Source organism: Paenibacillus barcinonensis (assembly GCF_003217495.1).
Lineage (GTDB): Bacteria > Bacillota > Bacilli > Paenibacillales > Paenibacillaceae > Paenibacillus > Paenibacillus barcinonensis.
Map to the genome: position 1 here is coordinate 39,908 of NZ_QJSW01000008.1, position 16,694 is coordinate 56,601.

The 16,694-nt window shown below is 46.9% G+C and carries 14 protein-coding genes; 1 reads left to right on the forward strand and 13 read right to left on the reverse strand.

The genetic code is table 11. The features are described 5' to 3' along the window. Nucleotides 1–16: 16 nt before the first annotated feature. The 11 genes from DFQ00_RS14100 to DFQ00_RS14150 form a co-directional block, all read right to left on the reverse strand. On the reverse strand, nucleotides 17–1,111 hold the full coding sequence (locus DFQ00_RS14100) for a glycosyltransferase family 4 protein (protein WP_110897126.1): 1,095 nt from the start codon (nucleotides 1,109–1,111) through the stop codon (nucleotides 17–19). After that, complete coding sequence (locus tag DFQ00_RS14105) at nucleotides 1,101–2,285, reverse strand: glycosyltransferase (RefSeq protein ID WP_110897127.1); 1,185 nt, start codon at nucleotides 2,283–2,285, stop codon at nucleotides 1,101–1,103. Before DFQ00_RS14105 ends, DFQ00_RS14100 begins: the two co-directional genes overlap by 11 nt. Further along, nucleotides 2,282–3,589: a hypothetical protein gene (locus tag DFQ00_RS14110; RefSeq protein ID WP_146236173.1), complete on the reverse strand. Its 1,308-nt coding sequence runs from the start codon at nucleotides 3,587–3,589 to the stop codon at nucleotides 2,282–2,284. The genes DFQ00_RS14105 and DFQ00_RS14110 overlap by 4 nt, the downstream gene beginning before the upstream one ends. 7 nt (nucleotides 3,590–3,596) lie before the next feature. After that, the gene (locus tag DFQ00_RS14115; RefSeq protein ID WP_110897129.1) at nucleotides 3,597–4,790 is read right to left on the reverse strand and encodes a glycosyltransferase family 4 protein; all 1,194 of its coding nucleotides are present in this window, start codon (nucleotides 4,788–4,790) and stop codon (nucleotides 3,597–3,599) included. A gap of 19 nt (nucleotides 4,791–4,809) precedes the next feature. Beyond that, a complete protein-coding gene (locus DFQ00_RS14120) occupies nucleotides 4,810–5,805 on the reverse strand; it encodes a UDP-glucuronic acid decarboxylase family protein (RefSeq protein ID WP_110897130.1) in 996 nt (331 codons plus the stop codon). A gap of 32 nt (nucleotides 5,806–5,837) precedes the next feature. Beyond that, a complete protein-coding gene (locus tag DFQ00_RS14125) occupies nucleotides 5,838–6,506 on the reverse strand; it encodes a sugar transferase (RefSeq protein WP_208643784.1) in 669 nt (222 codons plus the stop codon). Further along, complete coding sequence (gene galU / locus DFQ00_RS14130; RefSeq protein ID WP_110897293.1) at nucleotides 6,503–7,411, reverse strand: UTP--glucose-1-phosphate uridylyltransferase GalU; 909 nt, start codon at nucleotides 7,409–7,411, stop codon at nucleotides 6,503–6,505. The genes DFQ00_RS14125 and galU overlap by 4 nt, the downstream gene beginning before the upstream one ends. Nucleotides 7,412–7,633: 222 nt before the next feature. Then, nucleotides 7,634–8,317, reverse strand: coding sequence for a CpsD/CapB family tyrosine-protein kinase (locus DFQ00_RS14135; RefSeq protein WP_110897131.1), 684 nt, complete (start codon nucleotides 8,315–8,317; stop codon nucleotides 7,634–7,636). Then, nucleotides 8,298–9,050 (reverse strand): YveK family protein, encoded by a 753-nt coding sequence (locus DFQ00_RS14140; RefSeq protein ID WP_110897132.1) that lies wholly within the window; start codon nucleotides 9,048–9,050, stop codon nucleotides 8,298–8,300. Before DFQ00_RS14140 ends, DFQ00_RS14135 begins: the two co-directional genes overlap by 20 nt. 68 nt (nucleotides 9,051–9,118) lie before the next feature. After that, nucleotides 9,119–9,877 (reverse strand): tyrosine-protein phosphatase, encoded by a 759-nt coding sequence (locus tag DFQ00_RS14145; protein WP_110897133.1) that lies wholly within the window; start codon nucleotides 9,875–9,877, stop codon nucleotides 9,119–9,121. 152 nt (nucleotides 9,878–10,029) lie between these two features. Next, nucleotides 10,030–10,467 carry a hypothetical protein gene (locus tag DFQ00_RS14150; RefSeq protein WP_110897134.1) on the reverse strand — a complete coding sequence of 146 codons (438 nt, stop codon included), beginning with the start codon at nucleotides 10,465–10,467 and terminating at the stop codon, nucleotides 10,030–10,032. Between the two features lie 337 nt (nucleotides 10,468–10,804). Between DFQ00_RS14150 and DFQ00_RS14155 the strand changes: the two genes are divergently transcribed. Next, the gene (locus DFQ00_RS14155) at nucleotides 10,805–11,173 is read left to right on the forward strand and encodes a helix-turn-helix domain-containing protein (protein ID WP_110897135.1); all 369 of its coding nucleotides are present in this window, start codon (nucleotides 10,805–10,807) and stop codon (nucleotides 11,171–11,173) included. Nucleotides 11,174–11,282: 109 nt separating this feature from the next. Here the strand turns inward: DFQ00_RS14155 and DFQ00_RS29190 are convergent, their stop codons facing one another. Beyond that, nucleotides 11,283–11,435 (reverse strand): hypothetical protein, encoded by a 153-nt coding sequence (locus DFQ00_RS29190; protein ID WP_167433729.1) that lies wholly within the window; start codon nucleotides 11,433–11,435, stop codon nucleotides 11,283–11,285. Nucleotides 11,436–11,654: 219 nt separating this feature from the next. Then, nucleotides 11,655–16,253, reverse strand: coding sequence for a glutamate synthase large subunit (gene gltB / locus DFQ00_RS14160; protein ID WP_110897136.1), 4,599 nt, complete (start codon nucleotides 16,251–16,253; stop codon nucleotides 11,655–11,657). Nucleotides 16,254–16,694: the final 441 nt, after the last annotated feature.

Here is a 16,694-nt window from a genome sequence, read left to right on the forward strand (position 1 = left end):
CATACATTTCCGCTGCTCACACCGTGCTCATAATAATATTGACCGTATCCTTGGCACACTTGTTCCATGAGAAAAAGGCCGAATGCTCTCTGCCCTGAATGGACATTCGCTGCCCAAGCTCCGGATCGGACATCATCTCTACGAGACGAGAAGCCGCTTCCTGCGGATGATGAGGATCAAAGTAAAGCCCCGCCTCTCCGCACACTTCCGGGATCGAGCCACGAGAGGATACAATCACTGGACAACCGAGCGCCATCGCCTCCAGGGGAGGTAAGCCAAAGCCTTCATACAAGGAGGGGAAAATAAAGCCGGTAGCCTGTTCGTACAGCGCCTTTAACTCTTCATCCGTTACATAGCCCACCCAATTGACATCCTCCGATTCGCTCACGGCATGGTTGCTGAACACCTTGCTGTTCTTTGATCCAACAATGACAACACTCAGATTCTGCGCCTTCACTTCGGGTAAGATGTCCAGAATTAATTTGAAGTTTTTATAAGGATTCATCGTGCTGACCGCGAGCACATATGGAGACTTGATGCCATACTTCTCAAGTGTTCCTTGAGCGGCCTGTCTGTGATGGATATGATCAATGCCCAGATGGGTAACCGATACTTTCTGAGCGGCAATTTTGCAGTGCTGAATCAATTCACCCTTGGAAAAATGAGATACGGTAATCACCTTTTTCGAAATTTTGCCTAATCGAACCGTCAAAAATTGATACCATGACCGGAAGGCAAAGGAAAATGCCTTGGGATAACTGAACACAGAGGCATCATGAATCGTCACCACCTGATTCCGTTTGAACGCCGGGCCCGTGTTGCACAGGTTAATCAGCATTCCCTTTTTCGCATAAAACGGCAATTCCAGCTGCTCCCACACATGACCCTTCAGTCTGCCTACAATCTGGTGACGGATATGCTTCAGTTCGAGCTGAGTAACAACATTGGCTGGTGAAAGCAAGCAAAATTCTACCTGGGAGCCATCCACCTCTCCCACATCAATCAGATGATCCATTTCCTTCACAAGTTCAATCGCATAGCGCTGTACCCCGGTCACGGTTTGTGTCAGAAAACGGGCATTAATGTATATTGTGATCATGTTAATCTCCATTCCTTTTTGAAATTTCCAAACGTGAAGCTGGCGCAGTCACCGCCGTCTGGAAGCTCACTTCCACATTCCTCGCTTCATAATAGAGACTCACAAACTCTTCATTCATCCGATCCGAGCTGAACTTCTCTTTATACAGTTGACGACCCGCTTCTCCCATTGCCACCAACGTGGATTTGTCGAGCTGTAGCAGAATGTCCTTCAAACCCTCAAGCTGTTCCAGTTCGAAAATATAACCATTTACGCCATGAGTCACAAGCTCTGGAAGCGAAGAGCGATTACTTGCAATGACCGGCTTACGATTTTTCATGGCCTCCAGTGCAACCAGAGGCAGCCCTTCCCATCTGGATGGCATAATAATCGCATCACACTGCTCGTAATAGTGATCAATCTCCGCGTTATTGACCCACCCTAACCGAATCATATTGTCCGTAAAGGTCCATTCATTTTGTTCCAGCACACGATCGCCGATGATGTATAACTGAATGTGCTGCTGAAGCACCGGGTACTGCCTGAATACATCAAGTAGCAAATCCAGCCCCTTCTGCCGATCATATCTGCCCACAAACAAAAGCTTGATCATACTTGCATTCTGCTCGGAATCTTCATGCTGCGGCAGCAGCACCGGCGTCCGCTCCCCACGCTCGCGCTGTTCAGGCTTGCGGTCTCGCAGGCCGCTGTAAACGAATCGGGATTTGGCAGGAGACATGCCTACACGGATGGACTGCTGCATCTCATATTTTGAGATGTTAACGATAAAATCGGTTTTGAGCTCAAGTATTTTTTCAATCATAAAATAAGCCTTTTTACGCAATGGTTTGGTATCCATCAAAAAAGACCAGCCGTGTGAGCAATAAAATATACTCGCTTTACGTCGTGTAAAAAAAAACAAGCCCCTTGCAAGCATGCCTGCAAATGAGCTGTGAACATGAATAATATCCGGCTCGATCTGCCGGATGGCCTGATGAATCTGTCTCATCGCCGAGAGAAAGTGTCTGGGACTGCGCTTGTAGCTGTAACGCAAAATGCGCTCTGGCTCCAGATCAAAATCCTTGGCCGAATTATAATCACTCATCAATACATAGACCTCAAACCGGTCACGCTGGTAAGATACCAGCTCGTTTACATACGTGGCTACGCCACCCACGACATATTCTCCGATGTGCAAAACCTTCATCCCTGCTCACCCGCTTTATAAGGTATCTCACCTGCACGACGATGCTGATATAGAGCCATGCCTATAAACATCCAGAAAAAAACGTTGGCAGGAAATAACTCCAGAACATTGGTCGTCAGGCTGGCTGCTGCCACACCTGCACCCATTGCAATAGCCGCCTGAGGAAGTGTGGACACTCCCGGTTCGGACGGAGCCTTCATTCGTTTAACAAGCGTAATAAACAGCAGCATAAATAGAATCAAAAAGTACACGAGTCCGATCCATCCTGTCTGTTCATATAGAGAAAAGTACTGATTGTCTACCGCAAAATTGCTTGAGTTCAGACCGATCATATGTGTACGGCGGCTTGCGGCACCCACTGAGCCGATGCCATTGCCGATCATGCCATTCATGGTGAAAGGTGATGTCAGACTGCTCCCCCATGTCTGGAGCCGATCCAGTAGAGAGGAGCTGGAGAGCAGATTTTTAGATTGCAGCAGCCTGCCTCCAAGAAAAACTGCTGCAGGCATTGCCATAAAAGCAAACGCTAGAATCAGAATATTTCTCCTGCTGTACCTGCGCATACTCATCATAAAAAGAACCATCTGATATACACACCACAGCAGCAAAGCCGATCGAATGGTGGATAACAGCAAAAAGCTGATGGTCAGCAGTTGAATGAGGATACGGAAGCTTCGGTGGTTTACAGCCAATTTGGTTCGTTCCGCAATGATGCCTGTCATGAGCAATGCGTACGCATAACCATCTGGTGAATACGTAATGGAGGATAAACGGGGAACACCTTCTAGATAGTTTTTGATGTTTACCCCATACACGAATCCCATCGTGATTAGCTTTTCTATGCCCAGCGCATATTGAACACACCACCCTGCAATGAGCATAATAAAAATAACCAGATTGGTTCTGGCAAATGCGAACACTCTGTTATGCTGAGCCATAAACATGCCCGTAAACAGCATGACGAGCGGCAACAAGGTAATTTTGATGCCATAGATTAAAGTCACCACACTAGAACCGACCAGTACATTTAGAGAACCCAATATGACCAGGGACGCCAATACAAACAGGAACAAGTTCATAAAGTCGATCTGCTGCCGATATACCCGGATCAGTGTATAAAATGCAAGCAGCAGCATGCCGGCATCCTTCAGTGAACGAATGACGATATTATCCACATAGATGGAGATCAACCCATAAACGGATAAATACAGCAGCAAAAAATGAATCAGCACCATCAGCACAGCGGGCGAAGTTTCGGATCTCGCCTGTATTAACACATGTGATTTGACATTCAAAGAAGTCATGTACATCCTAACCTCCACACCCGATTAACTTCTCATAAACGCCCGTATGCCTCGTGAGAAGATAATCTTCATTAAAGGATAAACTGTGTTTGCAGCATCGCAGCATTAACTCCTGTTTATCCGCTTCGGATAATTCATAGTAGTGAAGTATCTTCTCACGAATTGCATCGGCACTATGGGCAGTAAAGGAGAAGGTCTCTGCATCCAGCAAAATTTCGGGCATGCCACCTACTCTTGAAGCGTAGACGGGGGTGCCGGCTTGATACGATTCAATTACAACCCTGCCGAAGGGTTCATCCCAAGTGGACGGTACAATCGTCAGGTCCATTTTTTCCATCTGTGAAGCAATCGCCTGTTTGTCGATTTTACCCATGAATACAATACGGGAATCCTCTCCAGCCAGTTCTTTCAACGCATCCAGCATTGGACCATGCCCGTGAATATACAAATTGCCCACAAGCCGTTCATCCAATTTCTGCACTGCTTCAATCAGATAATGAACCCCTTTGACTTCCGTCAATTGCCCGAAATATCCAATATGAAGCGGCTGATGGTGGCGAACCGTTTTGCCCCTGTTCCAGGGCTGAGCCTGATTCCCCTTCTCTACAATGTTGTGTATGACATACGGAGAAGCATGCGCGAAGAATCCAAGCTCTGTATGCTTCCTGAGCACATGCTCGGATATGCCAATCACGGCAGAAACTCTGCGGCTGTATCGTTTGGAAATCTGTCTGTAGAATCTGGAATATGCTGCAATCGCAATCGGCTCAATTAACGAGAAATCCCGAAGCGTATGCACAACCGGGATGTTCAGTTCAAATGCCGCTTTCCAAACCGCGAGACTGAGTCCAGGAATATTCTGAGTGTGGATCAAGGCTGGACGTTTCAGCATAAGATATTCTTTAATATGCCGATACTGTCTCACATTAAAAATGTCCTGAATACGCCATAACACTTTATCCGAAGTGCTGGTCTGTCTTGCGGTATCCCCGATCCAGTACCGATTGTTAAACGGAAGCCTGGAAATCTCGATCCCGTTAATTTTATCGGTCTGCACTCCGCCGTCCTTATGTCCACCGACAGTAATGACTTCAACGTCATATCGTGGCTCCAATGTCTGGGCAAGAATCTGTGTGGATATCTCGGCTCCTCCGATGATGTGTGGAGGATATAAGCTGTGGGCGATCAGTATTTTGGGCATGCATCTCAACTCACTTTATTTAGCATCTGTTTGATGAGGTTTCCTGTACTTGCACTCGCTCTTGCAGCAGCATAGTCCGATAATGCTGGATCATACGTCCCAATCCTTCTTCCAGAGCAATCTTCGGTTCCCAGTTCAATATCTCTCTGGCTTTATCAATGACAGGCCGTCTAACCTTAGGATCATCCTCGGGAAGTGGTAGAAAGACAATGTTGCTGTCCGAGCCAGTCAGTTGCTTCACCAAATAGGCAACCTCAAGAATGCTGTATTCGGTGGGATTGCCGATATTGATAATCTCTCCTTCCGCCTTGTCCTCCGCCATCAAGGCTTGTAACCCCCGGATATTGTCATCCACATAACAGAAGGAGCGTGTCTGTGACCCGTCCCCGTAAACCGTAATATCCTGACCTGTCAGCGCCTGTGTGACAAAATTGGATATCACCCGGCCATCGTCATTCCGCAGACCAGAAGAGTATGTGTTAAATATACGTGCAACGCGCACGGAAACCTGTTGTTTCGTGTAGTATTCGTAGCAAAAAACCTCGCCCAGCCGCTTGGCTTCATCATAACAGGCCCGCGGTCCCCATGTATTCACATTGCCCCGGTAGCTCTCCGGCTGCGGATGAATCTCCGGGTCTCCATATGCTTCACTTGTGCTTGAATACAGAAACCTGGCTTCCTTCTTCCGCGCCAACTCCAGCATATGATAGGTTCCTTGGGTATTCACCCATATCGTGCCGATGGAATCAGCTTGATAGAACTTCGGGGAAGCAGGTGAAGCCAGATGATAGATTTCATGTACCTGCTGATCAGCCAATATGTCCAATGAATCCGGCTGTGTAACATCCGCTTGATGAAACACAAACCGAGGATTCACCATGACTTCTTCCAGATTGCGTAGTATGCCTGTGGATAGATTATCTATGCCTGTAACCCGGTGTCCCTGGTGGATTAAGGACTGTACAAGATGAGAGCCTAGAAATCCCGCAGCACCAGTCACAACAATATGTTTCATTAGATCACACTCCAGCAGTTAATCAAGAATGGTCAAAAGGTATTACTTTTAATCATCACACGAATGGTTTTAAAAATAATCGTGATATCCATTTTGATGGAGACGTTGGAAATATAGTCGAAGTCATACTGCAAATTGTGATGAATAGGCTCCTTACGCGCCTCACTGACCTGCCACAAGCCTGTAATTCCGGGCTTCACCAGAAAACGTCTGCGTTCCAGATCGGTGTAACATTCCTCCACAATCCGCTTCATCTCAGGCCTTGGCCCGATAAAACTCATATCTCCCTTAATGATGTTAAGCAGCTGAGGCAGCTCATCCAGACTCGTCTTACGTAGTATTCGCCCTAATCGCGTAATCCGTGGATCATAGCTGTCCGTTGGAGACAGGCCATATTTCGGTGCGTCTGTACGCATCGTTCTGAATTTATAGATGTTAAATTTGACTCCGTTCTTCCCATACCGTTCCTGCTTGAAGATGATAGGCCCTCTGGAATCCAGCTTAATCAGCATAGCCGAAAGCACCATAATCGGTAAGGTCACTAACAGTAGCAGAACGGCTAACACAAAATCAGCCAGCGGCTTGATCACATCTGTATACCCGCCAACACGTCGTGAGTAAGGCTGCTCAAGTGATGCTGCATTACCTTCTTTGACCAGCATTTCCGCACTTCCAAAGGTCTCCTGTCCTGAAAAACTCACAGACTATCCCCTCCAGCCACGAGCATTTGGTCCATTTGCTCTTTCATCAAAATCTCTTCAATGGCCATCAGAACAGGTGCACGCAGCTCTTTGTTCCTGAGTGCAAAATCCAGTGTTGTGAGAATGTATCCAAGCTTCTCGCCTACATCATATCTGGACCCTTCAAAGTCATAGGCGCTGATTCCTTCATCATGGTTTAACTTCTGTAGTGCATCCGTCAGCTGAATTTCGCCACCCGCGCCTACATTTTGTTCCTCCAGGTATTCAAAAATTTTAGGGGTCAAAATGTATCGTCCCATAATTGCCAGGTTGGAAGGCGCGGAACCCAAAGGCGGTTTTTCAACCATACTGCTTACAGAAGATAATCGACCTTCTGTATGCAACGGATCAATAATGCCATAGCGGTATGTTTCACTTGGACTGACTGTCTTCACACCTAGCACAGACTGCTGAACCCGTTCATACTGCTGGATAAGCTGTCTCAGACAGGGTACTTCCGAAACGACAATATCATCACCAAGCAGTACAGCAAAGGGTTCATTGCCTATGAAGTTTCGAGCACACCAGACGGCATGCCCAAGTCCAAGGGCTTCCTTCTGCCTTATGTAATGAATATCCACGTTGGAGGACTTGCGGACCTCTTCCAATAAACTGAGCTTGCCCTTCTCAAGCAAGTTATGCTCCAGTTCAAACGCGCTGTCGAAATGATCCTCAATCGCACGTTTGCCCTTCCCCGTCACGATGATAATATCCTCAATACCGGAAGCAACAGCCTCCTCAACGATGTACTGGATCGTTGGTTTGTCCACAATAGGGAGCATTTCTTTCGGCATCGCCTTAGTGGCAGGCAAAAATCGGGTTCCCAATCCGGCAGCAGGAATAATCGCTTTTCTCACCTTTGTCATCGAAATCACCCTATCCATTTTTTTATTTAACTTCACGAAACCATGAAAACATGAAATGAATAATACATCATAGGGCATTGAACCCCTCCTCACATCACACCCTTGACGATTCACGTCTAAGGTACACTACCCACAGTGTGACCGAGTGCCTACCTTGATAGAGGTATAGTAGACATGACCTTTTACAATGATGTATACATCTCAGATGTTGAGGCTGATACGTTATGACTTTTCGCCATAGCTCACATTCCGGCTTTTCGGTGTCTGAACATTGTTCAGCACGGCGCCCAGAATACGTGCATTTACATGCTCCAGATGGGCTTTGGCCTTTTTGACCAAATCTTTCTTCACTTTGCCCGCACTCACGACAAGAATGACACCATCGCATAATGAGCTGATAATCAAGGCATCTGTTACGGTCAGAACTGGCGGAGTATCAAACAAAATAACATCATAGTCCTGCTTCAAATCCTCAAGCAGTGCCGTCATCTTGCGCGAACCGATCATCTCCGAAGGATTAGGAGGAATGGGGCCGGAAGAAAGCACATGCAGCCCTTCTACCCCCGTCTCCCTTAGCACCTCTGTGACCTTATATTGACTGGATAACACACTGGTCAGCCCAATGTGGTTCGGGACATTAAACATGAGATGCACTGCCGGTTTACGTAAATCCGTATCCACAAGCAGTACCTTTTTCCCTTCCTGTGCATAGGTAACTGCCAGATTGCCAATCGTAGTCGTTTTTCCTTCACCTGATGATGCAGAGGCAATCATCACCGTTTGAATCTGATTGTCGATCGACGAAAACTGAATATTGGTTCTGAGCTTTCGATAGGCCTCCGAAGAATTAGATCTGGGATTAGCCATCGTAACCAGACTTACTCTCTCATTGGTTAATCGTGACATACTGTCCATCACCCACCTGTTTTTGAGATGTTGAGGATTGCTTGGAACCACGGCTTTCTTCTTTTCTGATTTTGGATATGACTGCAAGTGTAGGCAGGTTTAATTCTTTTTCCAGTTCTTCTTCTTTTTTAATCGTGTCGTCCAGATATTCGAGCAGGAACACAAAGCCAACTGCCAATAACAGTCCGACAATAAAACTGATTAGAATATTGATGATGGGATTGACATTGATAGGTTTGGAGGAATCCGCAGATTTCGCTTCACTAAGAATCGTTACGTTGTCTACCTTCATAATTACGGGGATTTGAGCTTTGAACACGTTGGCCACTGCATTTACAGTTTTTGCAGCTTGATCTGGAGATAGACCCGAAGCTGTTATATTCATAACTTGAGATTCATTGGCAGTGGAAGCTTGGATGCTCTGTCCGATCTGATTGCCAGTCATGCCCAGCTCAGGATATGTGGCTGCCACTTTATCAAGAATGGCGGAGGATTTAATAATTTCCATATAAGAATTGATCACTTTGATGTTGGTCTGAATTGTACTGATATCCAAACTCGGGACGCCTTGGGCATTGTAAGCCTGATTAACGATTAATTTGGCGTTTGCTTCATAGATAGGTACCGTAAAGAAATAATTTTTGACTCCTGCACCAATACAAGCCACAGCGACAAAGGCAATGATGATCCAAATTCGTTTTCGCAATATGTGTATATATTCCTTGAGTTCCATGCTGTATTCCTCCATTCAAGTCAGCTATGATATTGATCGTGGCCATCATTTGTTACCATGTTAGATGTTTACCAGAACAAAAAGTGTTTCTTCCTGCTCATCGGCCTTTCAGTCAAAATACATTGATTCTCCCATATGGATCGGGTATTATCGTGCAAGCGTTGAATGTAACGACGCCCAAACCGCTTTTCCAGCAATGAACATACCGTGTCCAGCCTAAAATCGCGACGACTTGTATCATGCGCGTCTGATGAAATGAAATGAAACCCGTTTTCTTTACAAAAATGAAAACACCATTTCTGAACTTTTCGCCCGAAAAGTCCAGTAAAAGATCCGGCCGTGAGTTGGCATAGCCCGCCCTGACTCAAATAATCGTTTAGCAGCAATGGCCTTTTCAAAATAACAAGGTTGCGTTCAGGATGAGCAATAATGGGGATGATTCCCGCTGTTCGCAACTCATGCAGTATCTCGGGGAACTGTGAGGGAATATGACCAAAGGGCAGTTCCAGCAACATATAACGGCTACCGGCGAGTGTGCAGCATTTGCCTGCATACAAGTCTTCAATCAGCCTGTCGTGCACTCTGATCTCCTGACCAGGAGCAATCTGCAAATGAATATTTCGTTTGCTTAGTTCGGCACGTAACAGTTGAACAGCCTGATTTACTACCATTGGTTCATTGTGGTAATATCCGTTCAGGTGATGCGGAGTTGCAATAATGGAGGTAATTCCTGAGGCTGCCGCCTTCTCAGCCATCGCAACGGACTGCTCCATTCGAACAGGACCATCATCCAGACCGGATAAAATGTGGCAGTGTATTTCAACCATATCCAAACTTCCTCAATGTATGTTCCTCCCCGCCCTGTTATTCATTGCGCAAATGCTTTTGGTGTTAAAGAACTAATGCATAACGCTATGAAATATAGTAAAATGGCGTTAAGTACATGCTTGTTCAGAAAATGTTCAGATTAAACTTCGTCCTATATGGTAAAATCAATGTAGTGATATGGTTTATACGGAGGAGAATGGTTCGGTGCCTTCTCGTAAGGAATCCGTGAAACCGCCTCAAATTCTACTTCAGCAAGCATTCGGTTTAACTGTCCAGTTATATATAGTGTCTGTTCTTTCTGAATATGCAGGTTCGAATGATACATGATGAGCTCTCCGAAGGGCTGTTTCCATTGAAGCTTTGCAGGAAGTCTGACGCATACATGGCTGTCTTCTACATCCAAACCTATGAGCAATTCTGATAATACTGGCAAGTTCAGGTCACTTAGGAAGGTAATCGCGTGTATGTCCATACCCAGTAACAGGACGGGACGTCTTTTGCGGTCTACCCTTTTCCCATGAAGCTCCTGAATGTACATATGGGCATTTGGTTGCAAATTGGCCCATTCCTGAACAACTTTTGAATGCATGGTTTCATTCCTTTAGAATCAATTCATTTTCATGTTTGCCCTCTTCCTTCTCACGGGTATAGCAGACAGGCAATGTGGAAATACTTTAAATATTCAAATGATACATTTTGTAACTCTATACGTCCAATTTACGATACAATACGTATCATGTCAAGCAGTATTTGGACATGGTTCTTTTGATTTACGACAATATGAGATGTCCTTAGACAGACCTATTTACAAATGAAGTTTATGAGACGAATGAGGCGTAGTACATTTGCAGGAAAGCTTGCCCTGATCAAAAACTTGGCTCAGGATGGTTTCTATATATATGATAGTGTTCAGGGGGAAATAGCTTATGAGCTACGGAAATCGCATTGCTGAATTAAGAGAACAGCGGGGACTTACTCAAGAAGAACTTGCGAGCTCCATTCATATTACCAGAGCGGCCCTCTCCCACTATGAGAAAAACCGGCGCAAACCGGATTTCGAGGTGTTAACAAGGCTTGCTGACATCTTTGATGTGTCCATCGATTATCTGATTGGACGTACTAAGCAAAGTGATATGGTCATGGATGAGGATGTGCGTGATTTTGTGGATGCTCTTGAATTATCTGATAAAGAAGTGCTGGAGCGCTTTGATTTGATGATTGATGGCAAACCTTTAACCGAGGAAGAAGCGCGCCGTTTTATCGCGTTTGTTCGAATGGAACGCAGTATGGATTAACCCCATCCTCTCACCCGAAAAGAAAACCCAGCTTCCGAGCGCTTCATCCTCCGGTATCTGGGTCTTTTTGTGTATCTTGAATTCCCTCCATTCACAAATGTGTACTGGGTCAAGAACGCTTGATGTTGGAGGAAACGAAATGGTTCAAACGCTCCGGGTCGATTCCGCATTGTAGTAAAACTTTCATGATGTCCATCTGGGTGGCTTCGACTGGTTTACCTGCCGGCTTAGGATCGCCCATGTTTGGATGCTTCATCTTCATTCCGCTAACCTCTCTTATCTTATACTTTCTCTTCACTCCAAAACTAAGCCTAATTATACTTGAGAACGTTCCTTGATGTTGTCGTCTCATGGCGATAGTGTTTTTGGAGCGGGTTCTAATTTTGTCGAAAGCAAAAAGGAGCCTTACAGCGCCAGTTTAACGGCTGTAAGGCTCCTTTTGTTTTCATCTTTTATACGACATCCCGGAACTAATAAAGCATTAACCTCCGGTACGTGCAAGCTCACGCATGTTGGCTTCAAATGCTGCGAGCAAAGCAGCTTCACCTGTCAGACCTGTCGCTTGAATACGCTCGATCTGTTCAGTCATACGTTTGAAGTCTTTTGGAATGACACGTACGAACTGATTCAGGGAATCCTGCCATGTATCGAGAATACGCTGACCCGCCGCACTTCCTGTAAGTGCTACGTGACGTTGAATCATACCGCGTAGATCCGCGCTTTCGGAAACATCCTCAATGCGCTCCAGAAGAACCATCTCCAGGTTGCAGCGTTGCAGGAAAGTTCCTTTTGGATCATACACATAAGCGATACCACCAGACATCCCTGCTGCGAAGTTACGGCCTGTATCACCGAGTACAACAACACGTCCACCCGTCATGTATTCACATCCGTGATCGCCTACACCTTCAACGACCACTTTGGCACCCGAGTTACGCACGGCAAAACGTTCACCAGCAATACCACGGATATACGCTTCTCCGCTCGTAGCTCCATACAGCGCAGTGTTACCGATAATAATGTTATTTTCCGCTTCAAACGTTGCTTTTGGCGAAGGCATAACGACCAGTTTGCCTCCTGACAAGCCTTTACCCACATAGTCATTAGAGTCGCCTTCAACGGTGAGGGTCATACCCTTAGGTACGAAAGCACCAAAGCTTTGTCCGGCTGAGCCAACGAATTTGAATTTAACTGTATCCTCTGGTAAACCGGCAAGGCCATATTTCCGTGTAATTTCACTACCCAGAATGGTACCTACAGCACGGTTCACGTTCGTGATTGGCAGAACCGCCTCAACTGGCTGACCGGATTCGATTGCAGGCTGTGCCAGAGGTACGAGCTGCTGCATATCGAGCGTCTCTTCCAATTGGTGATTCTGATGCTGTGTGCGGTAACGTGCAGAGCCTTCCGGCATCTCAGGCACATGCAGCAATACAGACAGATCCACACCTTTTTTCTTCCAGTGATCTACCGCTTCTACGGCTTCCAGACAATCTGTACGTCCAACCATCTCTTGAATCGTACGGAAACCAAGCTCGGCCATAATCTCACGCATGTCTTCCGCGACAAAACGCATGAAGTTCACGACATGTGCCGGATCACCCATATAATTTTTACGCAGCTCCGGGTTCTGTGTAGCTACACCAACCGGACATGTATCCATTTGGCAGACCCGCATCATGATACAACCAAGCGCAACGAGTGGTGCAGTCGAGAAACCATACTCTTCCGCGCCAAGCAGGGCAGCAATCGCCAGATCGCGTCCATTCAGCATTTTGCCGTCTGTCTCTAGCACAACACGATCACGCAGATTGTTCAGCATCAGCGTTTGATGTGTCTCGGCAAGCCCCAGCTCCCATGGCATACCGGCGTGACGGATGGAACCTTGTGGAGAAGCTCCTGTACCTCCATCGTAACCGCTGACCAGGATAATATCTGCACGGCCTTTTGCTACACCTGCAGCAATCGTTCCGACTCCGACTTCGGATACCAGCTTCACGTTAATTTCAGCACGCGGGTTGGCATTTTTCAAGTCATAGATCAGCTCGGCCAAGTCCTCGATCGAATAGATATCGTGATGCGGCGGCGGAGAGATCAAGCCTACACCTGGTGTAGAGCCGCGAACTTCAGCTACCCAAGGGTACACTTTACGGCCTGGAAGCTGCCCGCCTTCACCCGGTTTAGCACCTTGTGCCATTTTGATCTGAATTTCATCTGCATTCACCAGATAGTTGGATGTTACGCCGAATCGTCCCGATGCAACCTGTTTGATCGCACTGCGACGGGAATCGCCGTTGCTGTCTTTTACGAAACGAGCAGGGTCCTCTCCGCCCTCACCTGTGTTGGATTTACCACCTACACGGTTCATCGCGATAGCGAGATCCTCATGCGCCTCTTTACTAATTGAACCAAAGGACATTGCGCCTGTTTTGAAACGACGCATAATATTCTCTACAGACTCCACTTCCTCGAGCGGAATGGATGGTCCAACCGGCTTCAGCTTCAGCATTGAACGAATCGTCAGCAGCTGATCATTCTCACCCTGTACCAGCTTGGAGTACTTTTTGTATAGCTTGTAATCACCAGTACGCACAGCGTGCTGCAGTGTGTGGATCGTTTGCGGGTTGAACAAATGCTCTTCCCCATCATTGCGCCATTGGTATTCTCCGCCGGAATCCAGCACTTTGTCATTGCCATCCTTGTCCGTAAAGGCACGGTTGTGGTGTGTCAATGCTTCTGCGGCCACTTCCTCCAGACCAATTCCCCCGATGCGGGAAGGCGTCCATGTGAAGTAACGATCTACAAATTCAGATTTCAAGCCAACGGCTTCGAAGATTTGAGCACCGCGATACGATTGAATCGTCGAGATACCCATTTTGGACAATATTTTGATAACGCCTTTTGTTGCGGCTTTAATATAGTTTTTAACAGCTTTCTCGTGAGAGATGCCACGCAGCAGCCCTTGCTGAATCATATCATCCAGCGTCTCAAATGCCAGATATGGGTTGACCGCACTTACACCATAACCCAGAAGTAGCGCGTAGTGGTGAATATCACGCGGCTCTGCCGATTCCAGCAGGATGCTGACTTTGGTTCTTGTTCCCTGACGAATCAGATGGTGATGCAGTCCTGCAACAGCCAGCAGAGCCGGGATAGCCGCATTCTCGGCATCTACGCCGCGGTCAGACAGGATCAAAATGTTATGCCCCTTGTCGATAACCCGGTCTGCCGCTTCAAAGAGCAGGTCCATCGATTTACGCAAGCCTTCCGCGCCTTCCGCAGCCGTGAAGAAGATCGGAATCGTCATCGAGCGGAAGCCCGGACGACGAACATGGCGAATTTTCGCAAAATCTTCATTAGACAATACCGGTGTATCCAGACGAATCTGACGGCAGCTCTCCGGCTCAGGGTTCAGCAGGTTGCGCTCAGGTCCAATCGTTGTCGCTGTCGATGTAACGATCTCTTCACGGATCGCATCAATCGGCGGGTTGGTTACCTGTGCAAACATCTGCTTGAAGTAATTGTAAAGACGCTGCGGTCGGTCCGACAGAACAGCCAGCGGTGCGTCATAACCCATGGAGCCTGTCGCTTCCATACCTGTGGAAGCCATCGGCTCCAGCACTTTGCGCAGCTCTTCAAATGTATATCCGTAAGCCAGCTGAAGCTGTGTTACATTGTCATGTTTAGGATCTGGCAGCTCCGGTGCTTCCGGCAGCTCACTCAGGTCCATCAAATGCTCATCCAGCCAGTCCTGATAAGGGTTCTCGGCAGCAATGATCGCTTTGACTTCCTCATCAGAGATGATACGGCCTTCCTGCGTGTCTACCAGCAACATACGCCCTGGACGCAGACGATCTTTATAAAGAATATCTTCCGGTGCGATATCCAGAACGCCAACCTCGGAAGACAAGATGATTCGGTCATCTTTTGTTACATAATAACGGGCAGGACGCAAGCCGTTACGGTCGAGAGTAGCCCCGATCTGCAAACCATCTGTGAATGCCATCGCAGCCGGTCCATCCCATGGCTCCATCATCGTACTGTGGTATTCATAAAATGCTTTTTTGGCAGGGTCCATATTTTCATCCGTGCTCCATGGCTCAGGAACCATCATCATGGCTACATGTGGCAGAGAACGTCCACTCAGATACAGGAACTCCAGTGTGTTATCAAACATGGCTGTATCCGAACCATCCGGGTTGATAACGGGTTTTACTTTAGCGATATCCTCGCCAAACAATTCACTTTCGAACAGAGACTGACGCGCATGCATCCAGTTCACGTTACCACGCATCGTGTTGATCTCACCGTTGTGGATCATAAAGCGATACGGGTGAGCACGTTCCCAGCTCGGGAAGGTGTTCGTACTGAAACGGGAGTGCACGAGTGCAATCGCCGATTCCACCAGTTCTTCCTGCAGATCCAGATAGAATTCGCCTACCTGTTCGGTTGTCAGCATGCCCTTGTAAACGACTTTACGACAGGACAAGCTTGGCAGGTAAAATGACTCACCTTCAGCCTCATCTGCCGAATAACGGATAGCCAGTTCAGCACGTCTGCGAATAACATACAGCTTGCGCTCAAAGGAAAGCTCATCCTTTACATCAGCCGATCTTCCAATAAATACCTGACGAACATACGGTTTGGCTGCTAATGCAGAACGGCCCAGCATCTCATCAAATGTCGGCACATCACGGAAGCCGAGGAAGGTCTGTCCTTCATCTGCAATAATCTTCTTCAAGCTCTCTTCATGCGCTGCGCGAACCTGCGGATCATGAGAAAGGAACAGCATACCTACGCCGTAGAATCCCTGTTCAGGCAATTCAAAACCAAGACGTACCGCTTCCTGAGCAAAATAACGATGTGGAATCTGAATAAGGATCCCTGCTCCGTCACCGGAATTCGGCTCGCTCCCCTGTCCACCACGGTGCTCCATGTTACTGAGCATGGTCAACGCCTGACTAACGATATCGTGTGAAGGTTTTCCTTTAATGTGGGCAACAAAGCCCATTCCGCATGCATCTTTTTCGAACTGCGGGTCATATAGACCCTGTTTTGGAGGTAATCCGATGTGTCTCATGGAACGCAACCTTTCTATAATGAAGTATTTCGGAAAGATCAAGAACATAGCAACAGGCAACAGTAAAACGGGGGGAGCCGGCATTCCGCTTGTGATAAGCCTGCCTGCTGGATGAAGAGGTGACAGTATAACCTGTCTGTTCATTACCTGATATTGCGGCGATGACCGCGTATTGCGAAGGACTGCTGCCCGTAATCCCGTAGCAGCATATATACAACAACATGCAACCGTTGGCACGGCTACGCATTATGGAGCGACGGTTTTTGATATAGTTCTATTATTTTAACACCGACCTAACATCAGCGCAATTTAAACTTTTTAATACCTCCGATAAGAAATGCTTTGCAGTACAGCTTTAGTGTGATGACGTTTAAAAACATCTCTTTTTCGAATAATTATACACATTTTAAGACAGAGTACAACTGATTTTAATTACTGATA

Bases quoted from the DNA above. Each gene is read 5' to 3' on its own strand.
- DFQ00_RS14155 (WP_110897135.1), top strand. From the start codon at position 10,805: ATGAGCTACGGAAATCGCATTGCTGAATTAAGAGAACAGCGGGGACTT.
- DFQ00_RS14150 (WP_110897134.1), bottom strand. From the start codon at position 10,467: ATGCATTCAAAAGTTGTTCAGGAATGGGCCAATTTGCAACCAAATGCC.
- DFQ00_RS14110 (WP_146236173.1), bottom strand. From the start codon at position 3,589: ATGACTTCTTTGAATGTCAAATCACATGTGTTAATACAGGCGAGATCC.
- DFQ00_RS14100 (WP_110897126.1), bottom strand. From the start codon at position 1,111: ATGGAGATTAACATGATCACAATATACATTAATGCCCGTTTTCTGACA.
- DFQ00_RS29190 (WP_167433729.1), bottom strand. From the start codon at position 11,435: ATGAAGATGAAGCATCCAAACATGGGCGATCCTAAGCCGGCAGGTAAA.
- DFQ00_RS14135 (WP_110897131.1), bottom strand. From the start codon at position 8,317: ATGTCACGATTAACCAATGAGAGAGTAAGTCTGGTTACGATGGCTAAT.
- DFQ00_RS14115 (WP_110897129.1), bottom strand. From the start codon at position 4,790: ATGCCCAAAATACTGATCGCCCACAGCTTATATCCTCCACACATCATC.
- DFQ00_RS14145 (WP_110897133.1), bottom strand. From the start codon at position 9,877: ATGGTTGAAATACACTGCCACATTTTATCCGGTCTGGATGATGGTCCT.
- DFQ00_RS14105 (WP_110897127.1), bottom strand. From the start codon at position 2,285: ATGAAGGTTTTGCACATCGGAGAATATGTCGTGGGTGGCGTAGCCACG.
- DFQ00_RS14120 (WP_110897130.1), bottom strand. From the start codon at position 5,805: ATGAAACATATTGTTGTGACTGGTGCTGCGGGATTTCTAGGCTCTCAT.
- DFQ00_RS14140 (WP_110897132.1), bottom strand. From the start codon at position 9,050: ATGGAACTCAAGGAATATATACACATATTGCGAAAACGAATTTGGATC.
- galU (WP_110897293.1), bottom strand. From the start codon at position 7,411: ATGACAAAGGTGAGAAAAGCGATTATTCCTGCTGCCGGATTGGGAACC.
- gltB (WP_110897136.1), bottom strand. From the start codon at position 16,253: ATGAGACACATCGGATTACCTCCAAAACAGGGTCTATATGACCCGCAG.